This is a genomic window from Streptococcus hillyeri (assembly GCF_003686955.1).
Taxonomy (GTDB): Bacteria; Bacillota; Bacilli; order Lactobacillales; family Streptococcaceae; genus Streptococcus; species Streptococcus hillyeri.
Genome location: NZ_RCVM01000005.1, coordinates 37,186 through 59,828 on the forward strand (window position 1 = coordinate 37,186; position 22,643 = coordinate 59,828).

At 40.5% G+C, this 22,643-nt stretch carries 15 protein-coding genes; 10 read left to right on the forward strand and 5 right to left on the reverse strand.

Translation table 11 applies throughout. From position 1 onward, the window contains the following. Window positions 1–53 precede the first annotated feature (53 nt). The 7 genes from rpoC to EAF07_RS04015 all read left to right on the forward strand — a co-directional run bounded on the left by rpoC (window position 54) and on the right by EAF07_RS04015 (window position 13,677). A complete protein-coding gene (rpoC, locus tag EAF07_RS03985) occupies window positions 54–3,692 on the forward strand; it encodes a DNA-directed RNA polymerase subunit beta' (RefSeq protein WP_121835001.1) in 3,639 nt (1,212 codons plus the stop codon). Window positions 3,693–4,051: 359 nt separating this feature from the next. After that, window positions 4,052–7,267, forward strand: a complete 3,216-nt coding sequence (locus EAF07_RS03990) for a ZmpA/ZmpB/ZmpC family metallo-endopeptidase (protein ID WP_121835045.1) — start codon at window positions 4,052–4,054, stop codon at window positions 7,265–7,267. 312 nt (window positions 7,268–7,579) lie between these two features. Beyond that, the gene (locus EAF07_RS03995; RefSeq protein ID WP_121835002.1) at window positions 7,580–7,738 is read left to right on the forward strand and encodes an LPXTG cell wall anchor domain-containing protein; all 159 of its coding nucleotides are present in this window, start codon (window positions 7,580–7,582) and stop codon (window positions 7,736–7,738) included. Between the two features lie 287 nt (window positions 7,739–8,025). Then, window positions 8,026–8,391 (forward strand): DUF1033 family protein, encoded by a 366-nt coding sequence (locus tag EAF07_RS04000; RefSeq protein WP_121835003.1) that lies wholly within the window; start codon window positions 8,026–8,028, stop codon window positions 8,389–8,391. A gap of 947 nt (window positions 8,392–9,338) precedes the next feature. Beyond that, entirely contained in the window at window positions 9,339–9,794 is a 456-nt protein-coding gene (locus EAF07_RS04005; protein WP_121835004.1) for a CtsR family transcriptional regulator, read from the forward strand. Between the two features lie 2 nt (window positions 9,795–9,796). Beyond that, entirely contained in the window at window positions 9,797–12,241 is a 2,445-nt protein-coding gene (locus tag EAF07_RS04010; protein ID WP_121835005.1) for an ATP-dependent Clp protease ATP-binding subunit, read from the forward strand. Between the two features lie 287 nt (window positions 12,242–12,528). Further along, on the forward strand, window positions 12,529–13,677 hold the full coding sequence (locus EAF07_RS04015; protein WP_121835006.1) for a cobalamin-independent methionine synthase II family protein: 1,149 nt from the start codon (window positions 12,529–12,531) through the stop codon (window positions 13,675–13,677). A 450-nt stretch (window positions 13,678–14,127) separates the two neighbouring features. On the opposite strand, the gene EAF07_RS04020 is transcribed toward EAF07_RS04015, so the two are convergent. Then, the gene (locus EAF07_RS04020; protein WP_121835007.1) at window positions 14,128–14,739 is read right to left on the reverse strand and encodes a DUF6287 domain-containing protein; all 612 of its coding nucleotides are present in this window, start codon (window positions 14,737–14,739) and stop codon (window positions 14,128–14,130) included. A 390-nt stretch (window positions 14,740–15,129) separates the two neighbouring features. Between EAF07_RS04020 and EAF07_RS04025 the strand changes: the two genes are divergently transcribed. After that, window positions 15,130–15,696 (forward strand): TetR/AcrR family transcriptional regulator, encoded by a 567-nt coding sequence (locus EAF07_RS04025; RefSeq protein WP_121835008.1) that lies wholly within the window; start codon window positions 15,130–15,132, stop codon window positions 15,694–15,696. A gap of 280 nt (window positions 15,697–15,976) precedes the next feature. Here EAF07_RS04025 and dusB read toward each other — a convergent pair whose 3' ends face one another. The 4 genes from dusB to EAF07_RS04045 form a co-directional block, all read right to left on the reverse strand. After that, window positions 15,977–16,954: a tRNA dihydrouridine synthase DusB gene (gene dusB / locus EAF07_RS04030; RefSeq protein ID WP_121835009.1), complete on the reverse strand. Its 978-nt coding sequence runs from the start codon at window positions 16,952–16,954 to the stop codon at window positions 15,977–15,979. Next, the gene (gene hslO / locus EAF07_RS04035; RefSeq protein ID WP_121835010.1) at window positions 16,947–17,813 is read right to left on the reverse strand and encodes an Hsp33 family molecular chaperone HslO; all 867 of its coding nucleotides are present in this window, start codon (window positions 17,811–17,813) and stop codon (window positions 16,947–16,949) included. Before hslO ends, dusB begins: the two co-directional genes overlap by 8 nt. A gap of 105 nt (window positions 17,814–17,918) precedes the next feature. Beyond that, window positions 17,919–19,193, reverse strand: a complete 1,275-nt coding sequence (locus tag EAF07_RS04040; RefSeq protein ID WP_121835011.1) for a toxic anion resistance protein — start codon at window positions 19,191–19,193, stop codon at window positions 17,919–17,921. Window positions 19,194–19,205: 12 nt separating this feature from the next. After that, entirely contained in the window at window positions 19,206–20,033 is an 828-nt protein-coding gene (locus tag EAF07_RS04045) for a hypothetical protein (RefSeq protein ID WP_121835012.1), read from the reverse strand. 709 nt (window positions 20,034–20,742) lie between these two features. On the opposite strand from EAF07_RS04045, the gene EAF07_RS04050 reads away from it, so the two are divergent. Beyond that, a complete protein-coding gene (locus EAF07_RS04050; protein WP_121835013.1) occupies window positions 20,743–21,498 on the forward strand; it encodes a hypothetical protein in 756 nt (251 codons plus the stop codon). Next, window positions 21,495–22,400, forward strand: a complete 906-nt coding sequence (locus EAF07_RS04055; RefSeq protein ID WP_121835014.1) for a hypothetical protein — start codon at window positions 21,495–21,497, stop codon at window positions 22,398–22,400. Before EAF07_RS04050 ends, EAF07_RS04055 begins: the two co-directional genes overlap by 4 nt. Window positions 22,401–22,643: the final 243 nt, after the last annotated feature.

Here is a 22,643-nt window from a genome sequence, read left to right on the forward strand (position 1 = left end):
TCTGTCTGAATGTAGCTCTGCTATGTTCAAAAGAAAAAAGAAAGGTAATACTAGTGGTTGACGTAAATCGTTTTAAATCTATGCAAATCAGATTAGCCTCACCAAGTAAGGTCCGTTCATGGTCTTATGGTGAAGTTAAAAAACCTGAAACAATCAACTACCGTACGCTCAAACCAGAACGTGAAGGTCTCTTTGACGAAGTCATTTTTGGACCTACAAAAGACTGGGAATGTGCTTGTGGTAAATACAAACGTATCCGTTATAAAGGAATTGTCTGCGACCGTTGTGGTGTCGAAGTGACACGTGCTAAAGTTCGTCGTGAACGTATGGGACACATCGAGCTTAAAGCACCAATTTCTCACATTTGGTACTTCAAAGGTATTCCATCACGTATGGGGCTTACCCTTGATATGAGTCCACGTGCGCTTGAAGAAGTTATTTATTTTGCTGCTTATGTGGTCATTGATCCAATGGATACCCCACTTGAGCCAAAATCACTTTTGACTGAACGTGAATACCGTGAAAAACTTCAAGAGTACGGCTACGGTTCATTTGTTGCGAAAATGGGTGCGGAAGCTATCCAAGATCTTCTTAAACGCGTCGATTTGTCAAAAGAAATCGCAGAGCTTAAAGAAGAGTTGAAGTCAGCAACAGGTCAAAAACGTGTTAAAGCTGTTCGTCGATTGGACGTGCTTGACGCTTTCTATAAATCTGGAAACAAACCTGAATGGATGATTCTTAACATCTTGCCAGTTATTCCACCAGATTTACGTCCGATGGTTCAATTGGATGGTGGTCGTTTTGCCGCTTCTGACTTGAATGACCTTTACCGCCGTGTTATCAACCGTAACAACCGTTTGGCTCGTCTCTTGGAACTTAACGCTCCAGGTATCATCGTGCAAAACGAAAAACGTATGTTGCAAGAAGCGGTCGATGCGCTTATTGATAATGGTCGTCGTGGTCGTCCAATTACAGGACCAGGTAGCCGTCCATTGAAATCTTTGAGCCACATGCTTAAAGGTAAACAAGGACGTTTCCGTCAAAACTTGCTCGGTAAACGTGTTGACTTCTCAGGACGTTCCGTTATTGCCGTTGGTCCAACGCTTAAAATGTACCAATGTGGTGTGCCACGTGAAATGGCAATTGAGCTCTTCAAACCATTTGTGATGCGTGAAATCGTTGCCCGTGATATGGCTGGTAACGTTAAAGCGGCTAAACGTATGGTTGAGCGTGGAGACGAGCGCATTTGGGACCTTCTTGAAGAAGTAATCAAAGAACACCCAGTTCTTCTTAACCGCGCACCGACTCTTCACCGTCTTGGTATCCAAGCCTTTGAACCAGTTCTTATCGATGGTAAAGCCCTTCGTCTTCACCCACTTGTGTGTGAGGCCTACAATGCCGACTTCGATGGAGACCAAATGGCGATCCACGTGCCACTTTCAGAAGAAGCTCAAGCAGAAGCTCGTCTTTTGATGCTTGCTGCGGAGCACATTTTGAACCCTAAAGATGGTAAACCAGTTGTTACCCCATCTCAGGATATGGTACTTGGTAACTACTACCTTACAATGGAAGATGCTGGTCGTGAAGGTGAAGGTATGGTCTTCAAGGACCGCGATGAAGCTGTTATGGCTTACCGCAATGGTTATGTTCACTTGCACTCACGTGTCGGTATTGCTGTTGATAGCATGCCAAATAAACCTTGGAAACCAAATCAACTTCACAAAATCATGGTGACAACTGTTGGTAAAATCCTCTTTAATGATGTGATTCCAGCAGAAATTCCTTACCTTCAAGAGCCAAACAATGCAAACTTGACAGAAGGAACACCTGATAAATACTTCCTTGAACCAGGACAAAACATCCAAGAAGTGATTGATGGCTTAGCAATCAATGTGCCATTCAAGAAGAAAAATCTTGGTAATATCATTGCTGAAACCTTCAAACGTCTTCGTACAACAGAAACTTCTGCTTTCCTTGACCGTTTGAAAGACCTTGGTTACTATCACTCAACTCTTGCTGGCTTGACTGTGGGTATTGCCGACATCCCTGTTATTGATAACAAAGCTGAGATTATTGAAGCAGCTCACGAAAAAGTTGAGCAAATCAATAAAGCCTTCCGTCGTGGTTTGATGACAGATGATGACCGTTATGTTGCGGTTACAACAACATGGCGTGAAGCTAAAGAAGCTCTTGAAAAACGCTTGATTGAGACACAAGATCCTAAGAACCCAATCGTTATGATGATGGACTCAGGAGCCCGTGGTAACATCTCAAACTTCTCGCAACTTGCGGGTATGCGTGGTTTGATGGCTGCTCCTAATGGACGCATCATGGAACTTCCTATCCTGTCAAACTTCCGTGAAGGTCTTAGCGTTTTGGAAATGTTCTTCTCAACTCACGGTGCGCGTAAAGGTATGACGGATACGGCTCTTAAGACAGCCGACTCAGGTTACCTTACTCGTCGTTTGGTTGACGTTGCCCAAGATGTTATTATCCGTGAAGATGATTGTGGTACTGACCGTGGTCTTCTTATCCGTGCTATTACAGATGGTAAGGAAGTTACAGAAACTCTTGAAGAGCGTCTTCAAGGTCGTTACACTAAGAAAACTGTTAAACATCCAGAGACAGGTGCTGTTATCATTGGCCCTAACAAGTTAATCACAGAAGATAAAGCTGCTGAAATTGTTAATGCAGGTGTTGAAGAAGTGACGATTCGTTCTGTGTTCACATGTAACACGCGTCATGGTGTTTGCCGTCACTGTTATGGTATCAACTTGGCAACAGGCGATGCGGTTGAAGTTGGTGAAGCAGTTGGTACAATCGCTGCGCAATCTATCGGTGAGCCAGGTACTCAGCTTACAATGCGTACCTTCCACACGGGTGGTGTAGCCTCAAATACCGATATCACTCAGGGTCTTCCACGTATCCAAGAGATCTTTGAAGCTCGTAACCCTAAAGGGGAAGCAGTTATCACAGAAGTTAAAGGTACTGTTATCGAGATTGAAGAAGATGCGTCAACACGTACTAAGAAAGTTTACGTTCAAGGTGAGACTGGTATGGGAGAATATGTCGTACCATTTACAGCTCGCATGAAAGTTGCTGTTGGTGACGAAGTTGCTCGTGGTGCGGCCCTTACGGAAGGGTCAATCCAGCCAAAACGTTTACTTGAAGTTCGTGACACACTTTCTGTTGAAACTTACTTGCTTGCGGAAGTTCAAAAAGTATACCGTAGCCAAGGGGTAGAAATCGGAGATAAACACGTTGAGGTAATGGTTCGCCAAATGCTTCGCAAAGTTCGTGTTATGGATCCAGGTGATACTGATCTTCTTCCAGGTACTTTGATGGATATCGCAGATTTCACAGATGCTAACAAAGAAATTGTTATTTCTGGTGGTATTCCAGCGACATCTCGTCCAGTCCTCATGGGAATTACAAAAGCTTCTCTTGAAACTAACTCATTCTTGTCGGCTGCATCCTTCCAAGAAACAACACGTGTTCTTACAGATGCTGCTATCCGTGGTAAGAAAGATCACCTTCTTGGTCTTAAAGAAAATGTTATCATCGGTAAAATCATCCCAGCTGGTACTGGTATGGCTCGTTACCGCAACATTGAACCACAAGCAATCAATGAAGTTGAAATCATTGAAGAAGCAGAAACGACAGAAGAAGTGGTTACAACAGAAGCAGAATAAGATAATCGTTGCTTAAATTGGTTTTTTGAATCGATTGGTAGCTGATTTGGAAAATCATAAAACAAGGCGACTCCTGAAGGGGTCGTCTTTTTGAGTATCTGTTAATAAAAATGCCTCTTTGTGAATTATGGTGGGGAACTTATAAAAATCAAGATAGGCAATATTTTATACCTACCAGGCTTATTCATTTTATAAGTGATTAATGGTGTCTCTCTCATGGCAAAAAGGGATCTCTAAGATTCCTTGCCAGCTGGAAATAATATTAAAATATACTTGATTAAGTGTATATAATTAGGTAAATAGGTTAAACCATGTTATACTAAGAGAGTAATTATATTAACTTAGGAGATTAATACCCCATGCCAAGAATCCAACGATTCTCAATTAAAAAATTATCAGTAGGTGTTTGTTCTATTTGCATCGGATATGCTTTTTTATCAGGTGCAGTTGTTCGAGCAGATGTTGTCACTGATACTGCGGAGTCTACTGCAGTAGTTGTATCTGATTTGAAACAGGCTTCAGAGGATTCAGCACCTTTGCTGACTAAGGAAGAACAGCCGATCTTAGGTAGTGAGCCAGTTTTAGAAGACGTAGAAGAGACACAACAACTTCAACCACAGGATTCTGAGTCTACTGCTCTACCATTGACAAAAGACCTAGAGGTGACTGATAAAGTATCTCCTGAAAATACAGCGGTAGAAGCTCCTAAAGAAGTGTCAAAGAGTGAAGAAGATGCAAGTGCTCCTCTTTCTCAGACAGGATTTAGAGCCGCAACTACAGCAACGACAGGGTCTCAGACTGCTATAGATGTTTTAACAGAAGAAGCGGCAACATTCCCGAATAGCAAGGTTATAGCAATATTAAGTAGTGACGATCAAAAGCGTTTGAATGAGATAGTGGTCACTAACTTTGAAACTAAGGCTAATGAAGTTGCTCTTCGTGATGTGGTGAAACCTGTCACATCGTTGACAATTGACCAAATTACAAAGTATTTAACGCCGACCATCACTAAATTGCGCACCGAAGCTAAAAACCGTGGCGAAGATATTACTAATACTGAGGTTTTGAAAGGTATTGTTGCACAGGCAAATAAACAAGCCCTAGCTGCCGCCAATGCCGACCTTTATAAGGATGAGGCGTTTAGCAATTTAGCACCAGAGGCTAAGACGTTGTTGACTTCTTTCTTGGATAAAGGGTTGTTGGCAACTAACCAGCAATTGACAGTTTCCCAATTGAGAGCGGATTTAGGGGCTCTGTATCGTGGTGTTCTCTATTTGCAACAACAATTTTCGTTTGCGGCGGATTTGCCAGAGCGCTTAGTCTTTGATCCACAAATGATTAGTGGAACTGCAGAACGTGATACTGCTTACGATCGCTTAAAAGCATATGGTACGGTATCACTAAAAGACCCTCAACGGGTGAAGCGGTCTATGACCTTACTTCAAAACATTAATCAATTTCAAGATCGTAAAGTAGCTTATTACACTGGTACAGCTAATCCAGCAGATTTGGTGGAACGTTTAGCCCAAGAAAAAGGGAAATCGGCAGCTGATTATTTTGAGGAGCAGACACAAGCTCTAGTTGGGTCAGTTTCTGGAACACGTATTTTTGACTTATTGAAGGCAAATAGACCGGAGTTGATTTTACCGCTCTTGTCACAAGGGAAAGGCCTTTACGCAGCAACAACTTCTAAAACGGTATCGGTTGGAATGCTGGCTAGCTATGTTGATCAATTCCCAGAATTAGCGAACTTTAACAAAGCTAGAGGAGATAAGCAACCCGAGTTACCATTCTTTGCGCAGCCATTGGCTTACCAAGAGAATTTTGTGAAGTTCTTAGAGTCGGTCAAGGTGAAACCAATTTCTTTCACATTGGCTATTGACACCATGAACCGCTATAATACATCTGGAAAAATTGGTTGGTCACCGAGTGAGGGAGATAATGCAGAGAAGGCTGTCATTAATTTCTTTGTACCAATGAATTACTATGATTCTACCTATTCTAACGCTAAGAATTTGGGTGGAATGTCTACGAGTCAAACGTCAATGCGCATTTTTGAAAATCGCTTGATGGCCAAAGAAGCGGCAGGATTAGCTGTTTTCACTCATGAATTAACCCACAGTAATGATGAAGAAGGATTGTTTGGTGGGACTTATCAAAAGAATGGTCGTAGAAAAGGTCAAGGAGCGGAGCTTTATGCACGTGGCTTGTTTGAGGTGATTGACAATACGCAAAATCAAAAAGCGAGTGAATTTGTTCCTGTCTTTAACTTGAACACAGCTATTGAGATTGCCAAGACACCAAATCGTGTTCAGGCAGCGCTTCCTCAAACGTCTAAAGAAGCCTTGGAAAACTATAGTAGAAACTTGATGGATTTGGTTGCCTACTTAGAAGTTAAAGAGGCTGAAGCAGCTCTTGCTAGCCTATCAGCTGAAGATCAAGCGATTTACTTTAATAAGGTTGCTCAAGTGAATCCACAGTTGCGTAGTGGTGCTGTTGATACAGCGCGTGTGGCAAATAAATCAACCAATGACCAGTTTGTCCCATTTGGAAAACTCGGTCAAGCGGAGTTTAAGCCAGCAACCAGTGTTGCAGATTTAGTGGATCAAGCAGCGGTCAGTGGTCAGTTTATCCCACGAGGGGTAACACCATTTATCCGCAATCTTGATACCAACCAATATGATAATGTACCGCTATTAGAAAGTTTTTATGCAGCGAATGTTGCTCCTTCTGGTATGAATACGGTAGGTGATATTAGCTTTAAACGTAATGCCTATGAAATTCTTGGTTGGCAGGGCTGGGATGCTTTTGTAGACTATTTGAGTAACCGTTATACAAGTGACCAAGAGGTGTTTTCTAAAATCTTAGCCGATGACACGGAAAAAAGCTGGGCTGATTATAAGAAAGCTCAGTATAACCGCTTATCAGAATTAGAAGCAGTTAATCATCTTTGGGAAACAGATACCTTAATGGCAGATTTGAAGGTGGCTATTCAAAAAGATTTGGCAGTTATCAAAAACTTTAAAGCTCAGGTTGAACCTAGCTGGACAACTGCTACTGTAACAGATTCTGAAGTTGCTAGCCGCCTTGGTTTCCCAACACAGGCAACTAATGTCCGTAAAGTTAAATTGGCAATCTTGCGAGCAGCATTAGATTATAATGAATTAGTTGAGACTGTCTTAGTAAAAGATCAAATAGAAACAGCAAAAGGCTCAGGGCTTGCTCAAGATGCGAAACCAGAGTTAATCTGGGAAATCGCGAAAGGTTCAGGTCTTGTTCAAGAAGAGAAACCCGAATTAGTTTGGGAAATCGCGAAAGGCTCAGGGCTTGTTCAAGATGCAAAACCCGAATTAGTTTGGGAGACCGCAAAAGGTCCAGGTCTCGTTCAAGATGCGAAACCAGAGTTAATCTGGGAAATCGCGAAAGGCTCAGGTCTTGTTCAAGATGCAAAACCCGAATTAATCTGGGAGACCGCGAAAGGTTCAGGTCTTGTTCAAGAAGAGAAACCCGAATTAGTTTGGGAAATCGCGAAAGGTTCAGGTCTTGTTCAAGAATCTAAACCAGAGTTATTGTAGGAAACAGCAAAAGGTTCAGGGCTTGTTCAAGAATCTAAACCAGAGTTAATCTGGAAGACTGCTAAAGGCTTAGGTCTTGTTCAAGAAGAGAAACCCGAATTAGTTTGGGAAATCGCCAAAGGCTCAGGTCTTGTTCAAGAATCTAAACCAGAGTTAATCTGGGAGACTGCTAAAGGTTCAGGGCTTGTTCAAGAATCTAAACCAGAGTTAATCTGGGAAACGGCGAAAGGCTCAGGTATCACACAAGCTCAAAAACCAGAAGCAGAGTTACTAATCCAACAATTAGGTACTCAAAATCAAAAAGTTGATCAAATGGCTACAAAGGAATCAAATAACACTACCGCTGAGACGACTTCTGCCAAACTACCTGAGACAGGTGAACAATTTAATTTCCTAGCGTTACTGGGCTGGCTATTATTATCTGTATTTAGCTGGATTACATTTGGTGATAAGAAAAAAGATACGAATTAAAGGACGTTACAGTACTGTTAATCATATTACTAGTGACAATCATTGGTGATTTTAATCCTGATTTTCTATTTTGGAAAATCAGTGAAAAAGTTGAAAACGCATTCTGAGCATATATTTTCCTATTTCTTTAAAAAAGGTTTATAATAATCGAACAGTTAGATAAATAGTGGAAAGGAATGTTCAGTTAATAGGTCTAACTGAACGGGGACAAGTTTATCAAGAAAAAGGTCTATCCTTATTTGAATATCAGGCAGTCAATAGCTGCTTTTGTCCCTTGCGTTTAAATTATGTATCAAGTAATCAATTTATGTGGAGATTTCGAGCCTTGGTGGTTTTTAGATGATTGGAAAGAAGATATCACTGAACTCCAAGAGTTTAGCACTTTTGAAGAAGCGGAACAGCATTTCTTAAAACAGTGGCAGGACTTGCAGAAAGGCTTTCCCTATTTTGAGAGCCGTTCGGATTATTTAGCAGCTTTTTGGGATAATAAAGAGCTCCGCTGGTGTGAAGAGTGTACAGAGGATTTGCAACAATACCATTCCATTTTATTGCTCAAAGATTATCAACTCATTAGCGAAGACAGGTATAACGATAAACTGTCTATTTCCAATGCGGAACCTCGTCAACCCTCAAGTTGTCGCCTATCTCTTTAAATCTATTCTTAGTGAGACTGGAAAAAATTCCGGTCTCCTATTTTTTGTCCCTAATAACCACTGATACTCATCCAAAATTAAAATTAGCAGTTTAAGTTAAATTAAGAACCAATAAATGGCTTGATTTACCAGAGCTTCTTTCGCCATGGTGGTATTCTTATTAGTGAGGTTGGGGCATAAATATTTCAACCTTCTATTTTTAATGGTAATAACAGATTGACGCAGTGGTTGATTGGAGGTCTGCAACTGGACACTTCTTCATTTTCAAGTGTCCACCTAAAATAGTCCACTGGACTATTTTACTACCACGCAATCGTTAGCGGCCATCCTAATCAACTGTGCGGAGGTGGGACGACGAAGTCAATTTCTTCGAAATCATGACTTCTGTCCCACTCTCAGCCTGAGCTTAGAAACCTGGGAGCGAAGGAAACCTAGGCTTGCCAAGAAGGAATGGAACTCTGTAGGAGGGGAGGTTCTGACACTGACTTGGTCAGCTTCATTTCCCACCTCAAAAGGTCTCCTAGACCTTTTGAGCGCCCCACACCACATTAGGAGAAGTGCTAACAAAAATACTAAATAAAAACTAATTGACTTTATTAACATTTTAGAGTATCAACTTATAGAAGACTGTCCATTTTTCAGAATTATCTCCACAAAGTTTTGGCATTTCAGATATAAAGGTAATTGAAATTGTTGGTGTAAGGACAGTTGGATTGGGGATAATAGGGGTATTTGATTATTTTTCAAAAAATCGAATTTTCTAGAGTGAAATCACTCATTGAAAATAGCAACTACGGGAATGATTCAGCTAATCAAATACTACAAAAATATTGTACTTTTTGTTATAATAAGGTCAGTATTAGTCAAAAACCTCTAGTTTTTCGATCAGCAAAAGCGATATTAGAAAAGTGATAGCTGGAGGTAATGAGGAATGAAAAGAGGGGCCGATGGCGTTAAAAAATACATCTGATTATATTGAAGAACACATCAAACGCTTGCTTGCCCAAACAGGTGTTGCAGAAATTCAACGGTCGCAACTGGCGGAATCTTTTCAAGTGGTTCCTAGCCAGATTAACTATGTGATTAAAACACGTTTCACGGAAAGTCGTGGCTATGTTGTTGAGAGCAAGCGAGGTGGTGGTGGCTATATTCGTATTGTTAAAGTTGCTTTCTCTGACCAGCACCATTTTTTAGGAGATTTGCTTAGCAAGCATTGCCAAAATCCTAGCGAGCAAGTTTTTGCTGATGTGATGCAGCTCCTTTATGATCACGGGGTGATTACTGAGCGAGAAGGTAATCTGTTGCTAGGCATATGTAGCGATGAGATTTTGGGAGTTGATGCTAATCAGATAAGGGCAAGGCAACTTCGGAAAATTCTTCAAAGATTAGATAGAAAAGGTTAAGTATGGTTAAATATTCGTTAAAAATGCAGGAAGTCTTTCGCTTAGGACAAGAGCAGGCAGCCCGCTATGAAAGTCTTTACCTAGAGACTTGGCATTTGCTTTTAGGGATGGTGGCCCTCCATGATTCTGTAGCAGGTCTTAGTTTTTCAGAGTATGAGGATGAATTTCCTTTAGAGGAGTATGAAGCGGCAGCTATTTTAGCCATGGGAAAAGCTCCGCAGGATGATGTGAAAAGGACTGATTTTCTGCGTCCATCGTCTAAAGCCTTAAAAGAGGTTCTTGACTATGCGTTAGCTATTGCTCAAGTGATGGCTAATGATGAAGTCGGAACAGAGCACGTTCTTTTTGCTATGTTAGTGAATGCTGACTTACTGGCAACGAGAATTTTAGAGTTAGTGGGCTTCAAGGTCAAGGATGATGGGAATTCTCTTCGCTTAATTGATCTGCGCAAGACTTTGGAGCGTCATGCGGGAATCACTAAAGAAGATTTGAAAGCCATTCATGAATTGAGAAAACCTAAAAAAGCAAAATCTGCTGGCAACTTCTCTGATATGATGAAGCCACCTTCAACAGCAGGGGAACTTTCTGATTTTACACGTGATTTGACGGCAATGGCAGAGCAGGGATTGTTAGATCCTGTTATCGGACGCGACAAAGAAGTAACACGCATGATTCAGGTATTGAGCCGTAAGACAAAAAATAATCCTGTCCTAGTTGGGGATGCCGGTGTCGGAAAAACAGCTCTAGCTTACGGCCTTGCCCAGCGTATTGCTACTGGAGAAATCCCATATGAGCTCCAAGACATGAGAGTCTTAGAACTTGATATGATGTCTGTGGTTGCAGGAACACGTTTTCGAGGTGACTTTGAAGAGCGAATGAATCAAATCATCGAAGACATCGAAACAGATGGGAAAATCATTCTCTTTATTGATGAACTTCATACTATTATGGGGACTGGTAGCGGTGTTGATGGGACGCTTGATGCAGCCAATATCTTGAAACCTGCCCTTTCACGTGGAACCCTTCACATGGTTGGAGCTACCACACAGGCTGAGTACCAAAAACATCTTGAAAAAGATGCCGCTCTCTCTCGTCGATTTGCAAAAATTATCATTGAAGAGCCAAGCCAAGCTGACGCTATTGCCATTTTAAAAGGACTTAGACCAAGTTACGAGGCTTTTCACAATGTTTCTATCTCAGATGAAGCGATTGCGACGGCTGTCAAAGCTGCGCATCGTTACTTAACAACGAAACAGTTACCAGATTCGGCTATTGATTTGCTTGATGAGGCTAGTGCTACTGTTCAGGTCATGACTAAAAAAGAAGTCCAAGAGACTCTTAGCCCAGTTGACCAAGCTCTGCTTGCAGGAGACTTAAAACGTGTTAGCCAGTTATTAAAAGTCTCACAAAAAGAGACCCTTCGTCCAGCAATCCCTGTGACCGAAGACCATATTTTAACAACTCTAAGTCGCCTATCAGGGATTCCTGTGGAAAAATTAAGTCAGAAAGACAGCCAGAAATACTTGAACCTAGAGACGGAGTTACACAAACGTGTTGTTGGTCAAGATGCCGCTGTTTCAGCTATTAGTCGTGCCATTCGTCGCAATCAATCAGGCATTCGTACAGGGAAACGACCAATTGGTTCCTTCATGTTCCTAGGCCCAACGGGTGTTGGTAAGACGGAGTTGGCAAAAGCTTTAGCAGAAGTGCTCTTTGATGATGAATCAGCTCTTATTCGCTTTGACATGTCTGAGTACATGGAAAAATTTGCGGCAAGTCGTCTTAACGGTGCCCCTCCAGGTTATGTTGGTTACGATGAGGGTGGCGAATTGACTGAGAAAGTTCGTAATAAACCTTATTCAGTTTTACTCTTTGATGAGGTTGAAAAAGCCCATCCAGACATTTTCAATGTGCTGTTACAGGTTCTCGATGACGGTGTTCTGACAGATAGTCGTGGACGTAAAGTTGACTTTTCAAATACCATTATCATCATGACCTCAAATCTTGGGGCAACCGCTCTCCGTGATGATAAGACCGTTGGATTTGGAGCGCAAGCCATTTCCCACGACCATAAGGCTATGGAGAAACGTATCCTGGAGGAATTGAAAAAGGCTTACCGCCCAGAGTTTATCAACCGTATAGATGAAAAAGTGGTCTTCCACAGTCTTGAAGAGGTGCATATGCGTGAGATTGTGACGATCATGGTTCAACCTTTGGTGAAAGCTTTGGCAGACAAGGGAGTGACCTTGAAGTTCCAACCAGCAGCTCTGAAACATCTGGCCCAAGATGGCTATGATATTGAAATGGGAGCTCGCCCACTGCGTCGCACCATCCAAACAGAAGTTGAGGATAAACTATCTGAACTCATCTTAGCTGGTGAGCTAGCCCAAGGACAAACTCTAAAAATCGGTTTCTCTAAAGGAAAATTAAAATTTGATATGGCTTGATAATAAGTAAGCTACTGCGTCAATCTACTTTTCACATTAAAACAAGAAGTGGTTGGTCAAAAACTTAAATTTTAGTCTTGCTGTTGAAAATGGAACAAAATAAAATGGCTTAGAATCAACGTTTTTTGACGACGTTACTCTAAGCCATTTGCTATTTTGAAGATTTTTTGTCCACTCTCTCTTTTTAATATAGTTTAAAACTATACTAAAACTTATAAAACAACTATTTTTCAACAAATTAGTTATAGTTTATAATAATACCATAACAAATAAATGAGGTAAGACACATGGCACAATCTAAATTTCAACTAGTCAGCTCACTCCTTCGTCCAGCAAATCTTCGTGAATTCAAAACTGAAATTGAGCACCGTGATGATATTCAATATCCTTTCTATGATGCTCTACCTGGTTACCAAGAAACCGAAACAGCTGGCATCAAGCAGATTATTGTAGATCAAAAATCAAATGGTATTGATATTTTAACAGATGGGGAGTATGGTCGTTCTATGTGGCATCTTGATTTTGTATGGGGCCTCAAAGGAATTGAACGCTATATTGCGGAGCATGGCTACCGCTTCAATGACCACGATGGCGGAGATTTTGAAACACGAAAAGACATTGGGATTCGTATCACAGAGCCACTTTCAGGAAAAGGCCATCATTTCCTTAACATTTTTAAATTAGTTAAGGCAGAAGCAGGTGGTGAACAAACGAAACAAACCATTTGGGGACCAGCTCATGCCTATACAGAACTAGCTATTTTTGATAAACTAGCTGGTGAAGGCCAAGTTTATGAGACAAACGAAGAATTGAAAAAAGGCTTGATTCAGGCTTACAAAGAATTTTTAGCTGAATACAAAGAAGCAGGTGGTGAAATCATTCAGTTTGACGACTGCCTTTGGGAACTCTTTGACGAGTCAAATCCTGCCTCTTTCTTCGCTGATGGTAATGCTGCCTTAGCAGATTTAGCGGATGAATTTATTGCCATCAATAATGAGGTTGTGGATTATGCTCATGAGATTGGCTTAACGGTTTGGACTCATAACTGTCGTGGAAATTACGAAAGCCGTTCTGCTGCAGAAGGGACTTACGAAGCTATTGCGAAAAAATTCTTGGCAGAGCAACACTATGACCGTTTCTTCTTAGAGTGGGATAGCGACGTAGCCGGTGATATTCGTGCATTAGAAGCTTTAAAAGATAGTGAAGCAGAAGTTGTTTTAGGTCTTTTGTCTTCTAAAACGACAACACTTGATGATGAAGAACGTGCCCTTGCCTTGCTTGAGGAAGCTAGCCAAATTTTGCCAAAAGAGCGTCTTTTCCTCTCTCACCAATGTGGTTTTGCCTCATGCGACTCGGGAAATGAACTTGCCATTCCACAACAATGGGAAAAAATCAAACAAGGTCAGGAAATCGCAAAAAAATTCTGGAATGATTAGACTTTTTCTATTGAATCGATTAAGAAGTCGATATTATACTCATTCCAAATCAAAATTAGAATTTTAGAACCACTAATATCGTTGAGATAGTGATGAGCGTAGCGAGAAAAATGTTTCTTTCGCTATAGTGGTATTCTTATTAGTGAAACTGTCCAGTGGACAGTTTCAGCCTGAGTTTAGAAATTAAAAAGCGAGGGTAATTTGCTTGCCAAGAACGGACTTTTTGCGATAGAGAGGCTTAAAAAAGTAGCAATGAAACTCCAAAGGAGGTTTTGATGTTGACTTTGTCAACTCTATTTCCCACCTCAAAAGGTTCCCTGAACCTTTTGAGCGTCCGCACTTTTAAGAAAGAAACAAGAAAGTAATTTTTGAATTTGGTTAAGTATTAATATAGTAAAAAGCATAAAATCTCGTTCAAACAGACAGATTTTATGCTTTTCATTTTACTGTTTAATTTCTCGTAAATGGATGGTCGTCAGCATCAGCGGATTGTCCGATAAGGATGCGGTCGGTGTCTGTTACATCTCCAAAATGAGGATTCGGAACATTGGCAGGGATGACGATAAAGACAGCTCCCCCTACCAATTGGTTAGGATCACCGATGCCTGCAAAGAAGCAATTATCATGAACTCTTCCTTGAGAAATTTGGAGTGTTGTTGTTTTTTGTGTGCTTGTTACTTGCCCATCTTGGTTAATGGTGATAATTTCCCCTAGGTCATTAGACCAAGTTCCAGCGATGGTTGTTAAGTCTTCGTTGAGGAGTGCATCGATGTCGATAGAAGAGCTAGTATGAGCTGGTTGGACAGTTTGTGCTTGGCTGGTAGTTGCTTGTGTTTCTGCATTGCTAGAGTTGCTCGCTAAAGTAGTTTCTGTGCTTGAATCAGATGCTTTTGAGGTATTCTTGGTAGTTGAAGAAGATTTTTCAGATTTTTTAGGAGTAACTTTGCTGCTTTGAACAGTAGATTGGTTATTTGTAGACTTACTTTCTTTTTTTCCACAAGCTCCTAATAGGAAGAGACTAGTTAGTAGGACGATGGCAGTTGCTTTCTGGCTGTTTTTCATGAGGCTACTCCTTATTTATTGTGTTGATTTGATTACATTATATTACAAATATGTTTCAAAATCAACAAAAATGTCATTTTTTTGAAATATTCATTTAGCTATTAATTTATTTATTTTTAGTTAGGTGCTTTTATGACAAATGACTATGACTTGAAAGACCATTCTCAGTAGAATTAACGTGAAGATGGTATCACATATAAAAATGGTGTGTCTTTAGAAAATAGCACATGCCTATTCCTCGTAAGTTATCTGACTAACTTGACATTTCTGTACCAATTGGTACAATTGTAACAATCAGCTTTTAATGATTTGTAAAAAATGTCACCTAGGAATCAAAACATCTCATTTCCCCCTCCTTAAATTTATGAAACTCGCTTGAAAGGACTTGATATGGCAGTAAGAGATACGATTATATTAAAGACGCAAGAGCTTATATATTTAAAAGGCTATGTTGCCACGTCAATAAGCGATATTTTGACTGCATCTGGTGTGGGGAAAGGGCAGTTGTACCATTATTTTTCATCGAAGAAGGAGTTGGGCTTAGTTGCAACGAAACTGCTTTTAGAGCAATGGCGGGTGGAATTATTTCAAAGTATTTTCCAATCAGACAAATCGCCTTCAGCTAAATTTTTAGCCATGCTAGATTGGGTTTACAATTTTCACTTAAACCAAGAAGGAGACGTTTTTAATGGTTGTCCAGTAGGTAACCTCATTGTGGAGCTCTCGACGAAGGATGAAGAATTTCGCTTATTGCTTCAAGGGTTTATGGAAGAATGGCAGAGCGAGTTATCGAAGGTTTTGAATGGTAGTCATCGAAGCTGGTCAAAGAAAAAATGCCTCCAAGAAGCTCAGCAGATTATTGCCAGTATTCAAGGAGCGATTATCCTTCTGAAAGTTAGTCAAGATTTTTCTGTGATTACAACTGTCACGATGGATTTAAAAGAGAAGTATCTGTAAATAAAGAAGAAAAATGCTTTAAATAGCATAATGAGGTTGGGACAAAGGTCCCAACCTCTCTTTAGGGTAGCGATCATTTGATGCAGTAGGTTATTGGAAGTGAATGCTTCAAAATTACGATTTCTGACAGATTCTCATTATGATAGCGTATTATACTGTGAAAAAGTTTTCAAAAAAAGGCTTGTTTTTTTGAAAATATATGACAAAGGCTGGGTAAGCTATCATGGAAGTCTTCCCCAGCCTCTTTTATTTATTATGCTCGTTTGGAGCAAGTTGGAAATCATCTCAAGGTATTAAAATGTCCTTGAACTTCCTCAAATGTTTCAGCCTTAGCAACAGCTGAACGAACTTTAGCAGCGCCAGAAGTACCACGGAGATAGTAAGGAGCAAGTCCTCGGAATTCACGGACAGCTACTTTTTCACCTTTGAGATTAACGAGACGGCGAAGGTGTTCTTCTGCGATGTCCAGTTTTTTGACAAAAGGAAGATCAGGTAATTCTTCACCGGTTTCAAAGAAGTGATTGATCTGAGTGAAGAGATGTGGATTGTTAAGGGCTGCGCGGCCAATCATAACGGCATCCACACCAAGTTCTTCAATCATGAATTTAGCATCTTTGACACTACGAACATCTCCATTTCCGATGAATGGAATTTTTGTAGTGGCTTTGGCAACACGAGCAAGGGTTTCATGGTCACAAGTACCAGTGTACATTTGTTCACGGGTACGGCCATGCATGGCAAGCGCAGAAACACCAGCTGATTCTGCAGCAAGGGCATTTTCAACTGCTAGAGAGCTATCAGACCAACCTGTGCGCATCTTGACAGTCAATGGGATATCAAGAACAGAAGTTACTTCTTTAACGATGTGGTAAATCTTGTCTGGGTCTTTTAGCCACTTAGCACCAGCTTCATTTTTGACAACTTTGTTCACAGGGCATCCCATATTGATATCAACGATATCAGCTTTGGTATTATTTTGAATGAAATCAGCTGCGCGTTTAAGACCTTCTGCGTCTCCACCGAATAATTGAATGGACATTGGGTGTTCATTTTCATCGATGTGGAGCATGTGGAGGGTTTTTTCATTGTTGTAAAGAAGTCCTTTTTCGGAAATCATTTCCATAACGACGAGACCTGCACCAAATTCTTTAGCAATGGTACGAAAGGCAGAGTTGGTAACTCCAGCCATCGGAGCTAAAACAGTGCGGTGTGGAATTTCAACGTTTCCAATCATAAAGGATGAACTGAGTTTAGTCATTGATAAGATCCTCCAAATCAGTTTCGGTGAAGTTGTAGTGATTTCCACAGAATTGGCAAGTGATTTCAGCCCCGTGGTCTTCCTTAGCCATGGCTTCCAGCTCTGCTTTTCCAAGAGTGATAAGAGCGCCTTCAAAACGTTCACGTGAGCAGTCGCAGGCAAAACCGATTTCTTCTTCAGAAAGCACTTTGTAGTCATCATCTCCATAAATAGCTTCTAGTAGAGCTTGGGTGTGATTGTCTGATTCAAGAAGGGTTGAAATAGCAGGCATTTCCTGAATGCGTTTTTCGTAGCGTGTGATTTCTTCCTCAGAAGCTCCTGGGAGGACTTGAAGCATGAAGCCACCCGCAACCTTAACCTTGTCATTTTCATCTAGAAGGACATTGAGCCCGACAGCTGACGGTGTTTGCTCTGATTCGGTCAAATAGTAAGCAAAATCTTCTCCAATTTCTCCTGAGATAAGAGGAGTTGTAGAAGTGTAGGGGTTACCTGTACCGTAGTCGATGATACTAACAAAGTGTCCATTTCCCATGAATGGCCCAACTAATACTTCACCAGTGGCAGTTTTTTTGATATCAACACCAGTGTTTTGGATGTAGCCTTTGACATGTCCCTTTGTATCAGCAACTGAAATGATGTGACCAAAGGAACTGTCACCGATCACTTTGACAGTGATTTTGCTGTCGCCTTTTTGGTTGGCTGCTAAAATCTGATTAGCAATCAATGTACGTCCAAGTGCGACAGTAGAAGAGGAGAGGGTTTGGTGTTTTTCTTGAGCGGTTCTAACAGTTTCAGTGCTATCAAGAACATAGGCACGGAAAGAACCAGATGTTGCAATTGATTTAATAAGTTTATCCATAATGTTCTTATTATAACATAAACAAGAGAAAACGAGACTTGCTTTAGCCTCGTTTATGTCATTTAGTTTATAAAAATAATACTGCTTGAAATTGTGCCACTCTCTTTAGTTGGGTGTGACGTCTTCCCTTGGACGCTCAACTTCTTCTTGAACTTGTTTTCCTTCGTTGAGGAGGGCAGCGACGATTTTCTCATCACGCAATTTAACAGAATCGTTGATGGTTTCAGCTGACTTGATGATGGCTGTTTCTAGTTGAGCACGTTGCTTGCGACCAGTTTCAATAGCGGCGATGATACCATTGTTTTGAGCGACAAGGCTTTCTGCTAAGGCAGCAACAGATGTCATGGATACTGTTGGACTTTGGGCAGAACGTTCCAGAGCAGGAATGGCTTCCTTACTTGTCTCAGCAAGCATTTGGAGAGCTGCATTGTTAGCGTTGACAATAGCATCTGCAGTGACACCAGATTTGACAGACTGTTGCAACATGCCGAGTTGGGCAATTGAGAGCTTCATTGTAGGAATCGTGTTACGGCGTAACATGCCTAATTTTTGCCGCATATCTGAGGAAACCTTAACCAGGTTGCGCATCTGAGGTGTGGTTGCCCAAGCCACATAAAGACGGCTGACATACTCGGTATGCTGTTGTTCCAAGGTATTGATGACTTCAGTTATGCGTGCCAGTTCTTCAGATTTGGTATGAAATTCTGGGCTTTGTGTTTCAAGAGTCGCAATTTCAGCCTGCAATTGGCTAGCGCGTTTAGCACCTTCAAGGCTGGTGGCTTCAAGAAATGAAATCACTCCCACTAGATTTTCGATAGACTTGGTATTGTCTTCAATTAGCATTTCAGCTGAGACGATGTTACGAGCTAAGATCTCTTCTTGTTTAACAACGGAAGCAGCCATACCATCCATCTTTTGTTCGATATTCTGTGAATCGAAGTAGAATTCTTGAAGAGTGTTTTTGCTTTGTTTAAATAAACGTTGCAAGAAGTTTGGTTTTTCTTCCAATTCAGCTGGTTTCACATCCTTGTATTTAGCGATAAAACCATTAAGCTCACGGTTGGTATTTTTTAAAAGTTCATCAACTTGAGGAATTTCTAATTTTTTCTGTTCAGATAAGATGTGGTTAACTGTTGTATTGACTTGTTCAACGGCAGCTGTTCCAAAATCAAGCAAGGCATTTTGATCCACCAAGAAATTATCAACGAGAGCAGGAGCTTTTTCAGTAATCGCAGCCTGCTGCTCAGGACTTAATTTTTCAAGGAAAGAAATTTGCCCAGTCGAGGTTGTTGTCTCTGTGGCGATAATTTCAGTAGTTTTATCTGTTTTTGTGATGGCGTTATTAGCAATTTTATCAATATCGAAGTTAAAGTCGGCCATGGTCATCTCCTTTTAATAAATATCAGAACCAGTATTGGTATCTTCCATCATGCGCATGCTAATTTCAAAATCTTTGAGTTCTTGTTCGTTGAGCTTGCGTAGGGTTTCGTCTAGGGACAAATCAAATTTTTCTAAGGTTGCTTTAGCCTGAGATAAGCGTTCGTCAGCATTATAAAAATCTTTTGGTGATTGCTTGATTTTCAGGTAGCCAGAAAGAATATCCTTGAAACGATTCATTTCACTCTCGTGAATGGCTAGCAATTCTGCCTTATTATCCATCTGTTCAATCTTATCTAGAATAACCCCGTGGTCTCTTTGAATATTACGGTAAATCGTCAGAAGTTCAGGAGCATTTTCAAGAAGTGATTTTTCTTCAGCAGAAGCAGCCTTGAGATCAGGAGCGATATCTAACCGTTTTAATTGTTTTTGAATGTCTGTGATAACATCAGTCGCTTTTTTATTCACACGTTTGTAGATGTTGAGGTCCATCTTATCTTTCAAAGCTTCGCTCTCGTCCCTGATATGTTCCACCTGAGGAAGCACCTCTCGGGCAAGTAGGGTGTACTGACCGTAGTCTTTATTGCTTAAATATTTTTCTAATAGTTTAACTTGACTATCTGTTTGGTGAATATCGTCTCTAAGATCTTGTAAGCGTAGGCTCGTGTTGCGTTTTTCTAAACTGGCTTGGCGTGTAGCTAGGCGATAAACTCCATAGCCGATAGCACCAACAACGACGATTGGCAAGATTGACTTGATGAGAACAGCCAATAAAATGAGAAAGACAATACCTTTTAGAAAAACATTACCTGTATTGTTAGGATTTGAATGGTGATGGGACATCTTTGATACACTCCCAAATATAATTGTAGTATGATATTTATTCTATCGTAAAACTGAAGTAAGGACAAGATTTTACTCATGTTTCTGGGAAAAGTTCTTGTTTTTATGCTATATTAGATGGTATAGAGTAAATGTGATAGCAAATAGTCTATACCAAGATTTTCGTTGGTATAATTTATACTTGTCAAAAATCAAAAATTACTTTTTTGCTTCTTTCTTAAAAGTGCGGACGCTCCAAAGGTCTGGGAGACCTTTGGAGGTGGGAAATAAGACGAACAGAGTTCGTCACAGTCGATAAGGTTTGGGAAACCTTTTTAGGTGGGAAATAGAGCTGACGAAGTCAGTATCACAACCTCCTTTGGAGTTTTATTGCTAGATTTGAGCCTATCTCTATCGCAGTAGATGATTGGCTGTACTTGTCGACTACTCGACAGCGTCCAACCTAATCATCCTTGCGGGGGAACTACTACGAAATTGACTTTCAATTTCTGTAGTTCTCCCAAAAAGCCCGTTCTTATCAAGCCAATTCCCCTCGCTCTTTTATTTCTGAGCTTGGGCTAAAACTGTCCACTGGACAGTTTCACTAATAAGAATGCCACCACAGCGAAAGAAGCGCTGGGAAATTGATACCTTTATTGGTCCTTGAGTTTGCTCAATATGCTAATTTTGATTTTGGTTGAGTATTAGATCATTTGAGATAGGAGAGAGTATGGATAATAAAAAGCAGGATTTTCAAATGCTTGGTAGGGAGTTAGACCAGGCAATGGAGCGTCGTTGGCTTGATGAAAAATTACCTCTTTATTTAAGGAAGAGGTTTATTGTTCTTATTGGGCTTTTGGTGATGGGCTTTCTGGTTATTAGGCTGGTGACGCCAAGTCGATTAACCTTTAAAAGTGTGTCTGAGTTACCGGCAAAAACGGCGCAGGAATTTCAATTCAAATGGACAGAAGAAAACTTTTCGGAACTTCGGAAAGGTACTACAATCAACGATGTGTTAGAAAGCTATGGTCGCCCATCGAGTAGTAGGGATTTGATAATCGCAGGAGATCCTGGTGTAGAATTAACCTATGATCAGGGAGCATTTTCAGGGCAGTTTAATCAAGGTGCTCTGATTACTTTGATTTTTAAAAATATTGACGAACCAATCCTAAGCTCTAAATCTTTTTATAGATTGCCTGTTTTGCCCTACACTGACCAAAAATCGGATACTGCTTCTGACGAATGGACAGAGAAAGTTGTGCAAGGGTTAAAAGTAGGAAGTACAGATGGGCTGGGTGGTGATACATTAGAAGATATCCTAGATAAATACGGGTATCCTAAGTCTTACGAAACCTCAGGTTATAATGATGATAGGCAGATTATTATATCTTATCATTTTGAGAACCGTCACCTATATTTAACCTTTTATAAGCAAAGTCAAGCGCAGGAATATCGTTTGTCACACAAGGAATGGAGATTGCAGTGAGTAAGAAAGTTAAAAAGAAGGAATCTTTTGGGAGTTTAGAAAAAGCACTCCATGTAGAGTTTGAAAGAGAATATCAGAAATCTCAAAAAATCAAAGCTTATGTTGGGTACGGCCTATTGGCTGTTTTTGGTCTTTTGATATTGATATGGCTGCAACGAAATCAATCAGATAAGAAAGTGGAAGATAAAAGTGTTGAGAAGGTTTATCAATTTAAGTCAGCTGATGTGACGACCGAAAATTCAATAAATGAGTCAGAAATAAGGACGGATTTTACCAAGCAACTAATAGCGAGCGAAAAAGAATTTGATTTCAAATGGGGGATTGAGAATTTTTTATCCCTAGAGGTTGGAAATATATATGATGGTGGGGGCGCAACCTTAACAAAGGTGTTGCAGGATTATGGAAAACCTTCAGATGCTTATTTTTATGACTCATATTTTGATGAAAGATCCCTTTACCTTACCTACGATTATGGCATCTATACTAACTTTGCTTACACTTCTGAGAAAGATCCTAGAGATCGGGGAGATATCAATTTGAATTTTTACAAGAGTGGTGATGAGTATTATTTACAGTCAAAGGATGCTTATAGTTTAGAGGATGATGCCTATCCTGTAGCTGGGAAAGATGATCCTAAATTTGAGTGGACCCTAGAGGAGTTTGGAAAGGTAACGGTGGGAGATGGCAATACCGGTGATGGAGGAGTTAGTTATGATGAGGTTATTGCTAAATACGGGCTTCCAGACAAATCTCTCTTATCCCTTATAGGAAGTAAAGAGGTGCGACAAAGTCTTGAAATGGTTTATCTTAATGGCTATCAAGGACACGTTAGTTTTCGTTTATATAAACAGGAAGATGGTGTATTTCGGCTATTTGCCAAGGATACTGCGCTAAGTCAATGATAGGAATAGTTGAACCTCTTCACTCAACACAAGGTTCGGAAATTTTATAAAACTCTCTTAAAAATAACAAAAAAATCGCTAAAAACCGAATTTACACTTGGAAAGTTCGCCTGTTTTTTGCTATAATAGGGTGTAATATGTAAACTTGCAGGTGAGATTCCTGCCATAAGTTTTAAGTCTGAAAGGAATTGGACAGCGGGCAGATTCTAAAGTCAGGAAGCGCCTAATGTCCTAGGTATCTTA

Excerpts from the sequence above, each read along its gene's own strand:
- EAF07_RS04040 (WP_121835011.1), bottom strand. The coding sequence starts at position 19,193 with ATGGCCGACTTTAACTTCGATATTGATAAAATTGCTAATAACGCCATC.
- hslO (WP_121835010.1), bottom strand. The coding sequence starts at position 17,813 with ATGGATAAACTTATTAAATCAATTGCAACATCTGGTTCTTTCCGTGCC.
- EAF07_RS04015 (WP_121835006.1), top strand. The coding sequence starts at position 12,529 with ATGGCACAATCTAAATTTCAACTAGTCAGCTCACTCCTTCGTCCAGCA.
- EAF07_RS03995 (WP_121835002.1), top strand. The coding sequence starts at position 7,580 with ATGGCTACAAAGGAATCAAATAACACTACCGCTGAGACGACTTCTGCC.
- EAF07_RS04010 (WP_121835005.1), top strand. The coding sequence starts at position 9,797 with ATGGTTAAATATTCGTTAAAAATGCAGGAAGTCTTTCGCTTAGGACAA.
- EAF07_RS03990 (WP_121835045.1), top strand. The coding sequence starts at position 4,052 with ATGCCAAGAATCCAACGATTCTCAATTAAAAAATTATCAGTAGGTGTT.
- EAF07_RS04050 (WP_121835013.1), top strand. The coding sequence starts at position 20,743 with ATGGATAATAAAAAGCAGGATTTTCAAATGCTTGGTAGGGAGTTAGAC.
- EAF07_RS04045 (WP_121835012.1), bottom strand. The coding sequence starts at position 20,033 with ATGTCCCATCACCATTCAAATCCTAACAATACAGGTAATGTTTTTCTA.
- EAF07_RS04000 (WP_121835003.1), top strand. The coding sequence starts at position 8,026 with ATGTATCAAGTAATCAATTTATGTGGAGATTTCGAGCCTTGGTGGTTT.
- EAF07_RS04020 (WP_121835007.1), bottom strand. The coding sequence starts at position 14,739 with ATGAAAAACAGCCAGAAAGCAACTGCCATCGTCCTACTAACTAGTCTC.
- dusB (WP_121835009.1), bottom strand. The coding sequence starts at position 16,954 with ATGACTAAACTCAGTTCATCCTTTATGATTGGAAACGTTGAAATTCCA.
- EAF07_RS04025 (WP_121835008.1), top strand. The coding sequence starts at position 15,130 with ATGGCAGTAAGAGATACGATTATATTAAAGACGCAAGAGCTTATATAT.
- EAF07_RS04005 (WP_121835004.1), top strand. The coding sequence starts at position 9,339 with ATGGCGTTAAAAAATACATCTGATTATATTGAAGAACACATCAAACGC.